We start from the raw sequence: 10,784 nt of genomic DNA on the forward strand, positions 1-10,784 counted from the left end.
CTCCTCGACGCGGCCTCGGTCGACCCGCACGCCGCCGAGATGCGGCGCTTCGCATGGGCAGCCGTGACGTTCTCAGAGGAAACTGAGAACTTCGCGTGCCACGCTGACGCGCCTGACCACCGCGCTCATACTCGATCCGCCGGAGGACCCACCGTGAGCTTGATCAACGGACTGCCCGCACACGTTCTGCTCGTGCACTTCGTCGTCGTGCTCATTCCCCTGACAGCGCTGGCACTGGTGATCTGCGCCGTCCGGCCGACGGCGGCGCAACGGCTCGGCGTGGTGCTGCCCCTGCTGGCCCTGGTCACGCTCGCGCTCGTGCCCCTCACCACGAATGCCGGGGAGTGGCTGGAGCGGCACGTCGACAGCGACGCCCTGGTACGCCGGCACGCCGAACTCGGCGACGGGCTGCTCCCCTGGGCCGGCGGTCTCTTCGTGCTGGCGGCCGTCGTCTGGTGGACGGCCCGCCGGGCCGCCGCATCCGGTTCCGGCACGCCCGGCAGCGCCCGCGGGTCCGGCACCGCGGTGCGCGTCGCGGCCGCGGTTCTGTCGGTCCTCGTGGCCGGCGGAGCCGTCGTGGACGTCTACCGCATCGGCGACTCCGGGGCGAAAGCTGCGTGGCACGACGCCTTCTCCACGAGCTCGTCGGGCGGCGGCGACGGGGACGAGGGCTGACCGACCGGCTCAGCCATGGGCTGGGCCGCGCGCCGGGCGGGCGTGGGGTGGGCGCTCCGGGAAGAGCCGCCGCTGGGCGCGCATGACGACGTGCCCGAGGCCGGAGAGCACGCAGGCGATCGCGAGGTCGGCGGGCGGCAGTGGTTCGGTGCCCAACAGGGCGCGCAGGGGCGGCAGATAGACGCCGGCCGCCTGCAGGGCCAGGGCCGTGCCCACGGCGACCAGCAGGAACGGGTTGGTGAGGCTGCCCGGACGGGCACGGGAGCCCAGTGCGATGCCGAGCTGGGTGGCGCCGAGGACCAGGAACATCATGGACTGCCAGGGGCGGCCGGCCTCCCGCGCCCACACTCCGGCGGCCAGGGTGACGCAGGCGACGAAGGCGCCCATGGCCAGGATGCGGGGCCACAGCCCGGCGCCGAGGACGCTCTCCTCGGGCGGGCGCGGCGGGTGTCGCATCACGTCCGGGGCCACGGGTTCGGCTCCGAGCGCCACTCCGGGGAGGCCGTGGGTGAGCAGGTTGATCCACAGGATCTGGGCGGGGAGCAGGGGCAGGGGCATGCCGAGGAACGGGCCGAGGAGCATGACCAGGATCTCCGCCGTTCCCCCGGCGAGGGCGTAGAGCAGGAACCGGCGCACATTGGCGTACACGCGGCGGCCTTCCTCGACGGCGGCGACGACGGTGGACAGATTGTCGTCGGCGAGCACCAGGTCGGCCGCCTGGCGGGCCACTTCGGTGCCGCGCCGTCCCATGGCCACGCCGATGTCCGCCCGGCGCAGCGCGGGCCCGTCGTTGACGCCGTCGCCGGTCATCGCCACCACATGGCCCGCCGCGCGCCACGCCTGGACGATGTCCAGCTTCTGGTCGGGCGTGGTCCGCGCGTAGACGCGCAGGGCGGTCAGCTCACCCGCGGTGCCCGTGCGGATGCGTGTCCCCGTGGTGACCTCGTCCTGCCGGGCGGCGATGCCCGAACGGGCCGCCACGGCACGTGCGGTGAGGGGGTGGTCGCCCGTGATGAGGACGGGGGTGATGCCGGCCCGTTCGCATGCGGCGATGGTCGTACGGGAGGTGTCGCGGGGCGGGTCGAGGATGCCGACGAGGCCGAGCAGTGACAGGCCCGACTCCCAGGTGTCGTGGGTCGCCGGCGGCGTCTTGTCGTGGTCGGCCGAGGCGACGGCGAGGACCCGGTAGCCGCCGCGGGCCAGTTCCTCGGCCCGGGCGGCGGCCCGGGAGAGCGTGTCCGGAGGGTCGGCGAGGACCGGGGGCCGGAGCATGACCTCGGGCGCTCCCTTGGAGACGACCCGCAGCCCGCCGCCCCGGCGGTGCACGGTCGTCATGCGCTTGCGCGCGCTGTCGAAGGGGATCTCGTCGAACCGTGGCAGGTCGCGTTCCAGGGCCGCGCGGTCCAGGCCCAGCCTGGCCCCGGCGGTGAGCAGGGCGGCCTCGGTGGGGTCGCCCATCGGGCGCCACCGGGCCCCGCCGTCCGACGGGGGTTCCAGCGCGGCGTCGTTGCACAGCATCGCGGCGCTCAGCAGCGCGGCCAGATCGGGGGCGTCGCTCGCGGTCACCAGGTGGCCGTCGCGCGCCACGCGCCCCTCGGGGCCGTAGCCGGTACCACTGACGGTGGCCGTGCCCCGGGGCGTCCACAGCCTCTCGGCGGCCATCCGGCCCTCGGTCAGGGTGCCGGTCTTGTCGGTGGCGAGCACCGTGACCGAGCCCAGCGTCTCCACCGCGGGAAGCCGCCGGACGATGGCGTGCCGGTCGGCCATCCGCCGTGCCCCCAGGGCCAGGGCGAGGGTGACCACGGCGGGCAGGGACTCGGGCACGGCCGCGACGGCGAGGCTGATCGCGGCCACGACCATCAGCTCGACCGGCTGCCCGCGGACCAGCCCCAGGGCGAGCACCACCGCGCACAGCGCGACGGTGACGGCCGCCAGCACCCGGCCGAACCGGGCCAGCCGTCGCTGCAGCGGGGTCAGGCCGGGGGCGTTCCCCATCAGCGCGGCGATCCGGCCGAGCGCACTGTCCGGCCCGGTCCCGGTGACCCGTACGCGTCCGCGCCCGCGGACGACCACCGTGCCGGCCGACACCGTGCCGAGCGCCACGTCCGTGCCGACGGTCTTCTCCACCGGAACGGACTCCCCCGTCAGCGCCGACTCGTCGACCAGGAGCAGCGCCGCGTCGAGGACGTCACCGTCCGCGGGCACGATGTCCCCCTCACCGAGCAGGACCAGATCCCCCGGCACCACATCGGCGGCCGGTACGGAGGTCTCGGCGCCGTCGCGCACCACCCGGGCGGTGGGGGCGCTCAGGGCCGTCAGTGCGGCCACGGCCCGTTCCGCCCGGACCTCCTGGGCGACTCCGGCCACGGTGTTCACCGTGATGACGAGCAGGATCACCGCGGTGTCGGGGAAGTCCCTGGTGGCGAGGGTGAGGGCGGCGGCCACGAGCAGCACCACGATCAGCGGGTCGCGCAGCTGCTGTGCCACCCGGCGCCACACGGGCGTAGGTCTCTCCTGGGCGACGGCGTTGGCCCCGTACCCCCCCAGCCGCCGCGCCGCCTCCTCCCGCGACAGCCCAGCGGTCACCCCGGGCCGTCCACCGCGGTCGGTCGTACCGCCGCGACCTTGTACTCGGGGCATGGGGTGACCATGTCGGCCGACATGCCTTCATCCTGCGACCGGTCTTCCCGGGCCGCATCCGGGGGCCGCCGCCGGGGGCCGGAACCGCCGGCGGTGCGAGCGTGGCCACGGGGTACCCAGGGCGGATGAGTCGACCGCAGGAAGGCGGTGGGGATGATGGCGCTCCCGCTGGTCGTGGGTGTTGACGGGTCGGATTCCAGTCTTGAGGCGGTGGACTGGGCCGTGGACGAGGCGGCCCGCCACGAGCTGCCCCTGCGCCTGGTCCACGCCTCCCGATGGGAGCAGTACGAGGGTGGTCTGCCCTCGTACTCCGTCGGCCGCTCCTCCGGGGAGATCGTGGCCGAGAACATCGTCGCCTCCTGCACGCGGCGCGCGACAGCGCGCAACCCGGAGGTGAAGGTGTCCGCCGAGGCCCTGGCCGAGGACACCGTGTCGGCGCTGCTGCACGAGGGCCGCGAGGCGTTCGCCGTGGTCACCGGTTCCCGTGGCAGGGGCGAGCTGGCGGACACGCTTCTGGGCTCGGTCAGCCTGGCGGTGGCGGCCCGTTCCGTCTCCCCCGTCGTCGTGGTCCGCGGCGCGGAGCGCAACCGGCGAGGAGACTTCGGGCGCGTGGTCCTCGCGGTGGGCGATGTCGCGGAAGGGGCGGCCGCCGTCCGGTTCGCCTTCCGCGAGGCGCGGGCGCGGGACGCCGAACTGCACGCCGTACGCACCTGGCGGCGCCCGGCGCACTCACACGCGGGCCAGTCGGTGCTCATGCACGAGGCGAGCACCCTGCTCTACGAGGAGCAGGCGGCGTCCGTGCTCAATGAGGTGCTGGACGAGGTCGAGCGGGAGGAGGGCGACCAGACCGTGTGCCACCGCCAGGTGATCGAGGGCCCGGCGCACCGGGTCCTGCAGGACGTGTCGGAGCAGGCCGACCTGCTGGTCGTGGGCTCTCTGCACCGCCGCGACCGCTCCGGGCTGCAGCTCGGCCGGGTCAGCCACGCCATGCTGCACCGCGCGGCGTGCCCGGTGGCCGTCGTCCCGCAGCGGATCTGACAAGCGGCCCCATCGCGGGCACGGACCGCGTGCCGTCGCGGTGGCCGGCATGGGGCGCTCATCTCCCCGTCCCATCAGGGGAACGCCACCCCGACGGCGCACGCCGACCGACCGGGGCGGCGGGGCCCTTCGGCCCATGGCCGGTCCCCTCCGCCGGACCGATCCTGGACATCGGACGGTCGGGATACGAGGCGGTGAACGAGATGTCCGACGCGACCACCACCGACCTGTACGAGGTCACGATGGCCATGGCGTACCTGGACGAGGGAATGACGGCCCCCGCCACGTTCAGTCTCTTCGCGCGGGACCTGCCACCCTGTCGCGGTTTCCTCGTCAGCGCGGGCCTGGAGTCGGCGCTGGACTTCCTCTCCGCCTTCCGTGTCGACCCCGAGGACACGCGCACCTTCGCGGAGGTACTGCACCGTCCGGCCCACGACCTGGCAGCCCTGACCGGTCTGGAGTTCACCGGAGAGGTACGGGCGGTACCCGAGGGCCGGGTCGTGCTCGCCGGAGAACCGCTGCTGGAAATCACGGCGCCACTTCCCCAGGCCCAGCTGGTGGAGACGTACGTGCTCAACCAGCTCAGCCACCAGACCGCGATCGCCTCCAAGGCCGCGCGCTGCGTACTCGCGGCGGCGGGCCACCCTGTCGTGGACTTCTCCCTGCGGCGGACACACGGGACGGAGGCCGGATTCCAGTGCGCCAGGCTGGGCGCGATGACGGGATTCGCGGGCACCAGCAACGTGGCCGCGGCAGCCGCCTGTGGGCTACCGGCCATCGGCACGATGGCCCACTCGTTCGTGGAGGCGTTCGCCACGGAGGAGGAGGCGTTCCGCGCGTTCGCCCGCACCCACCCAGGACCAGTGACACTGCTGGTGGACACCTACGACACCCCGCAGGGCGTCGTGACGGCGGCGCGCGTGCTGCGCGCCCTGGGGTGCGCCCCCGGCTCGGCGGTACGGCTCGACAGCGGCGACCTCGGCGCGCTGGCGAGCGAGGCCCGCGCGATCCTGGACAGCGCCGGGCTGCCGGAGGTGCGCATCGTCGCGAGCGGCAGCCTGGATGAGTACGCGGTGGACCGGCTGGTCCGCTCGCAGGCTCCCATCGACGTCTACGCGGTGGGAACACGGGTCGGCGTCTCCGCCGACGCCCCCTACCTGGACTCCGCGTACAAGATGGTCCAGTACGACGGTCGGCCGGTGATGAAGCTCTCCGCGGCCAAGGTGACCGCTCCGGGACCGAAACAGATCTTCCGCCGCCCGGGACACCCCGATCTGATCGCCCTCAGCGACGAACCGCCCCCGCCCGACAGCCACCCCGTGCTGGAAACGGTGATGCGCCACGGACGGCGCACCGCCCCACGCCCCACGCTCGCGGAAAGCCGTGAGCGCTTGACCGCCGATCTGGCCGATCTGCCGTACGCCGCCCGGCTCATCGAGCATCCGATCGCGCCGAAAGCCGTCCCCTCCGCAGCGCTGACCGCGCTCACCGATCGAGTACGCGACCGCCTTCACGCCCTCGCCGGCCCGGGGGTGCACACCGGTTCGGTGCGATGACACGCGCTCGGCCGTGCCGATCACTGCCCGCGCGGTGCGTACATGATCACTGCCATGACGTCGAAGAGGTCGGGCGGTAACCGTCGCCGACCATGCCCCGGGCGATGGAGCGGGCGACGAGCCGTCCGGTCGGCGGGCAGGGCCAGCCGCAGCCCGTCGGGGACCGGTGTGTCTGAGGATGCCTCGGACAGATCCCGCTGCCGGGCCTTCCACTCGGCGGTGTGCTCCGCGAACCGCATCGCTGGACGACACGCTCTGCTCGCCGGACCATGGCGAAGCCTCCCGGGACGCCGCGCAGCACCAGTTCCGCGAGCGGATCGGTGGCGTTCTGGGAGACAGCGGTGGACGGGGTCGGCTCCGCCCGGAGCCGGACAGCCGCGCGTCGCTTCGGCACGGGGGACCAGACGGACGCCCTCGCCTCCCGGGTCAGCTCGGCAAAGCGTTCGTCCCGGGCCCGGGGCCCAGCGGGTGGATGGGCGGGTTCCGTCCGGCCCCGGCCGGCGGGCTCGAGTTGAGGCTTCCGGCCGGCTGACCATTGCGGCCGCTGCTGACGGACCGTTGCGGCGACAGGTGGGGGCGGCCAGGGAGGCGGTGCTGGGATCGCCGGTGGCCACGGAGCGCGGGGCGCTCACGAGTCAGCATGACGCCGGCCGGCAGGTGGCTTCAAAACGACCACGGTGCCGACCGAACGCATCACAGGTCGGCTGGATGGGATCGGCGCCAGATATGGGATGAATCATGGCGGCGGGTATTGACCATTGGCTTCGGATTCCTATCATCCAGAGCATCCGAAGTTCCGAGCATCGTTCGGCATTCCGAACAAACTGCTGAGGTTCGACTCTGCGTCACCTGTCCCGCCTCCAGCACGGCGTTGGAAGCGCGATGGCACACCACGCACCACGGCACCCGTACCGCCTGTACCGGCCCTTGACAGTGAGGTTTGCCCCCATGTCTTCTTCCGGACTCAGCCGTCGCAGCATGCTCATTCTGACCGGCCTCACCGGAGCAGCCACCACCGGACTGATACCCGGCGGTACCGCCAAGGCCGCCAATGGTCCGAGCAATTACACCCCGAGCTGGTCGTCGGTCGACCAGCACCCGCCCGCACCGGAATGGTTCCAGGACGCCAAGTTCGGCATCTACTACCACTGGGGCGCCTACAGCGTCCCGGCGTACGGCAGCGAGTGGTATCCGCGCCTGATGTACAAGGCGGGCGACGGCTGCAACACCCATCACAAGGCGACGTACGGCGACCCCTCGGCGTGGCCGTACCACAACTTCATCCTGGGGGCCCGGGACAAGGCCGGTGGCTTCGTCCAGTTCGCTCCGAAGCTGAAGTCGGCGGGCGGCAACTTCGACCCCGACGAGTGGGCCCAGCTCTTCGCCGACGCCGGTGCGAAGTTCGCCGGGCCGGTCGCCGAGCACCACGACGGGTTCTCCCTGTGGAACAGTTCCGTCAACGAATGGAACTCGGTCGCCAGGGGGCCCAAGCTCGACCTGCTGCGCCTGCATGCCGACGCGATCCGCAGGAAGGGACTCAAACTGTGGGTCTCCCTGCACCACGCGTACAACTTCCTGGGCTACTTCGACAGCGTGCCCACCCAATCGGACAACAGCCTGAAGAAACTGTACGGCCAGCTCGGCCGGGCAGCGGAACAACAGCTGTGGCTCGACAAGCTCAAGGAAGTCGTCGACGGATACCAGCCCGACATCCTCTACCAGGACTTCGACCTGAACAACATCGACGAGTCGAAGAGGCTGGAGTTCCTCGCCCACTACTACAACCAGGCGTTGGCCTGGAACGAGGACGTCGTCGCCACCTACAAGGACGGCTTCAACAACAAGGGCGAGGTCTACGACTTCGAGCGGGGCGGGCCGGCCGACATCCTGACCCCCTACTGGCTGACTGACGACTCCGTGTCCAGTTCGAGCTGGTGCTACACCACGGGCATCGGCTACTACTCCCTCAAGGCACTGCTGCACGCCCTGCTCGACCGCGTCAGCAAGAACGGCACCATGGTGCTGAACATCGCCCCGATGGCCGACGGCACCATCCCGGCGGGCCAAAAGGCCATCCTCCAGGGCTTCGGTGACTATCTCCGGCGCTTCGGTGAATCCGTCTACGCCACCCGGGCCTGGGTGGCCTACGGCGAGGGCCCCACCAAGATGGGGGGCGGCTCCTTCACCACGCCGGTGGAGGGCAAGAACACGGACATCCGGTTCACCCGCAGCAAGGACAACACGGTCCTCTACGCCACGGTCCTCGGCTGGCCCGGCAGCACCCTGACCATCACCACGCTGAAGTCGAGCCGGATCAACCTGTCCACGCTGAAATCGGTCCAGCTGCTCGACTCGACGGCCGGGAGCTACGTCAATCTGCCCAACCGCGTTCAGGACGGCTCGGGACTGCGCCTCTCGATGCCGTCGGCCACCGCGCCCTTCAGCGCCCCCGCCTACGTGGTCAAGCTGACCTTCTCGGGACAGATCCCGCCGCTGAGCGCCGGCCCGATGCCCACCGGTTGGGTGAAGATCGGCAACGTCACCAACGGCCTGGCCCTGGACAGCGGAGGCAACGTCGCCGCCGGGTCCGTGCTGAAGCAGTGGACCCACAGCGACGGATCCACCAACCTGCAGTGGCAGTTGGTGGACCTCGGAAACGGATACCACCGGATCGTGAACCGGACCAACGGCATGGTGGCCGACAGCCTCGGCGACGCGACCGTCGGCGCCACCGCACGGCAGGCCGCCTGGACCGGTGGCGACAGCCAGCAGTGGAAGATCAGCGACATCGGCAACGGCCGCTACACCATCGCCAACCGGAGCACGGGAACGTACCTGGATTCGGGCGGCGACAGCAGCGCGGGCTCAGCGGTCAAGCTCTGGTCCGCCGACAGCAGCACCAACCTCCAATGGACCATCACCGCGGTCTGACCCCGCCACCCCGTGCTCCTCGGGCATCCGGGCGGCCGCTGAGCGCCGCCGCGCGCCCCGGACCAGGAAACACAGCGACAAGGAGTGAACCGATGCCACTCTCATCCGTCCCCTTACCGCGCCACTCATCCCCCGCCCGGCGTTCGCCGGCCAACGCTGCCGCGTGTGTGGCGGCGGTCCTGGCCATGGTGCTGGCCGCACTGACGTGGCCGGTGCCGGCGTCGGCGGCCGGTGCCGGCCCCTGCGACATCTACGCCTCGGGCGGCACTCCCTGCATCGCCGCGCACAGCACCGTGCGCGCCCTGTACGCCTCGTACAACGGCGCCCTCTACCAGGTCAGGCGCTCCTCGGACAACGCCACCAAGGACATCGGTGTCGTGACCGCGGGCGGGGCGGCCAACGCCGCGGCCCAGGACTCGTTCTGCTCCGGCACCACGTGCGTCATCACCTGGGTCTACGACCAGTCCGGGCACGGCAACAAGCTCGGCTACCAGGGCCCTGGCGGGGTCGGCGGCTCCGACACGGCCGCCAAGGCCACCAGCGAATCGCTCACCGTCGCGGGCAGCAAGGCGTACTCCCTGTACATCAACCCCGGCAACAGCTACTGGCGTGACGGTCACCTCACGGGCGTGCCCACCGGCAGTGCGCCCGAGGGGATGTACATGGTGACCAGCGGCACGCACGTCAACAGCGGCTGCTGCTTCGACTACGGAAACAGCGAGACCACCCGCAAGGCCGATGGCCCAGGGGCCATGGACGCGATCAACTTCAGCACGTCGTGCTGGTTCGGCGGCTGTTCGGGATCAGGTCCCTGGGTGCAGGCGGACTTGGAGTGGGGCCTCTTCCCCGGCGGCAGTACCGCGTGGAACCCCAACCAACGGGCCTTCACCAGTAAGTTCGTCACGGCGACACTCAAGAACAACGGGACGTCACGGTTCGCGATGAAGGGCAGCAACGCACAGTCCGGCGCCCTGGCCACGCTGTACGACGGCGCCCTCCCCCGCGGATACAACCCCATGAAGAAGCAGGGGGCCATCATCCTCGGCAGCGGCGGCGACTGCTGCAACGGCAACACCAACCTCAGCGCCGGCACGTTCTACGAGGGAGCCATCGTCTCCGGCTATCCCTCCGACGCGACGGAGAACGCCGTACAGGCGAACATCACCGCGGCCGGCTACGGCAAGTGACGCAAAGGGCGGGATGACGCGCGCGAGCCGGGGCGGTCAAGGCCGTCCCAACGGCTGCGGGGCGGGTGACTTCGCCGTATGCCGCCGGGGCTCTGCGCAGGCGAAGACGCCGGGGTGAACGTCGACGAGAACCGAAGATCCGTGAACGAGCGCAGCTCGGGTTCTGGCCGAACTCCTCGTCGGCGGCGAACAGACGCGGCACCTGGGGTGACGAGTCACCCGTAACCTCCCCCGCACGCCCCGCGGAGGGGCAGACTTGGCTCATGTCGCAGCGAGATGAGCAGGTACGCGAGATTCGATCGCTCTCCGACGTGGAGGCTGTGCGGGCGTTGACGGTGCTGGTGGAGGACAGGGGGTTGCTGTCCTCGGCCATGGACATCGCCTTGCGCGACGAGGAGTTGCGCGACGAGGAGTTGCGGGACGCTCTCAAGGCTGCGGGAATCGAGCCGGGCGGCGGCGAAGGAGAAGGCGACGTCGCGCGGGCGGCGTTGGAGTATCTCGCCCTGAGCGGAGACGGCGTCGTCGGTGAGGCCGTGGAGTATGTGCGGTCGCCGATGGAGCGGTTCGACCCGGTGTCCGTGTCCGTGGGGGTGCTGGTCGTCACGTTGTTGCAGACCGAGGTCGTGGTCAAGCGGGACGCTCAGGGGCGGTGGAGTGTGACCGTGCACAAGCGGGCCCTGAAGGACGCGGCGCTCGCGAGGGTGCTGACGGCTTTGCTCTCCCATCTCACCGACGGCAAGTAGGCCTGCGGTGACGG

The 10,784-nt window shown here is 71.3% G+C and carries 7 protein-coding genes and 1 pseudogene; 6 read left to right on the top strand and 2 right to left on the bottom strand.

Annotated features, from left to right (window positions below; all coding sequences use genetic code 11):
- The first annotated feature begins 153 nt into the window (after nucleotides 1-153).
- Nucleotides 154-675, top strand: a complete 522-nt coding sequence (locus tag ASC60_RS30730) for a DUF2231 domain-containing protein (protein ID WP_055556698.1) — start codon at nucleotides 154-156, stop codon at nucleotides 673-675.
- A gap of 9 nt (nucleotides 676-684) precedes the next feature.
- Here the strand turns inward: ASC60_RS30730 and ASC60_RS30735 are convergent, their stop codons facing one another.
- Complete coding sequence (locus ASC60_RS30735; protein WP_234357204.1) at nucleotides 685-3,261, bottom strand: cation-translocating P-type ATPase; 2,577 nt, start codon at nucleotides 3,259-3,261, stop codon at nucleotides 685-687.
- A 210-nt stretch (nucleotides 3,262-3,471) separates the two neighbouring features.
- On the opposite strand from ASC60_RS30735, the gene ASC60_RS30740 reads away from it, so the two are divergent.
- On the top strand, nucleotides 3,472-4,353 hold the full coding sequence (locus ASC60_RS30740) for a universal stress protein (protein ID WP_055556766.1): 882 nt from the start codon (nucleotides 3,472-3,474) through the stop codon (nucleotides 4,351-4,353).
- 203 nt (nucleotides 4,354-4,556) lie between these two features.
- Complete coding sequence (locus ASC60_RS30745; RefSeq protein ID WP_055556768.1) at nucleotides 4,557-5,909, top strand: nicotinate phosphoribosyltransferase; 1,353 nt, start codon at nucleotides 4,557-4,559, stop codon at nucleotides 5,907-5,909.
- Nucleotides 5,910-5,929: 20 nt separating this feature from the next.
- On the opposite strand, the gene ASC60_RS41830 is transcribed toward ASC60_RS30745, so the two are convergent.
- Nucleotides 5,930-6,148, bottom strand: coding sequence for a hypothetical protein (locus ASC60_RS41830; protein WP_159043339.1), 219 nt, complete (start codon nucleotides 6,146-6,148; stop codon nucleotides 5,930-5,932).
- 709 nt (nucleotides 6,149-6,857) lie between these two features.
- On the opposite strand from ASC60_RS41830, the gene ASC60_RS30750 reads away from it, so the two are divergent.
- The 3 genes and pseudogenes from ASC60_RS30750 (at nucleotide 6,858) to ASC60_RS30760 (ending at nucleotide 10,770) form a co-directional block, all read left to right on the top strand.
- On the top strand, nucleotides 6,858-8,840 hold the full coding sequence (locus ASC60_RS30750; protein WP_055556701.1) for an alpha-L-fucosidase: 1,983 nt from the start codon (nucleotides 6,858-6,860) through the stop codon (nucleotides 8,838-8,840).
- A 230-nt stretch (nucleotides 8,841-9,070) separates the two neighbouring features.
- Nucleotides 9,071-10,027 (top strand): annotated as a pseudogene (locus ASC60_RS30755) (arabinofuranosidase catalytic domain-containing protein); the annotation flags it as partial.
- Between the two features lie 263 nt (nucleotides 10,028-10,290).
- The gene (locus ASC60_RS30760) at nucleotides 10,291-10,770 is read left to right on the top strand and encodes a hypothetical protein (protein ID WP_055556702.1); all 480 of its coding nucleotides are present in this window, start codon (nucleotides 10,291-10,293) and stop codon (nucleotides 10,768-10,770) included.
- Nucleotides 10,771-10,784 lie beyond the last annotated feature (14 nt).

This window comes from Streptomyces sp. NBRC 110028, from assembly GCF_001417735.1.
GTDB lineage: Bacteria > Actinomycetota > Actinomycetes > Streptomycetales > Streptomycetaceae > Streptomyces.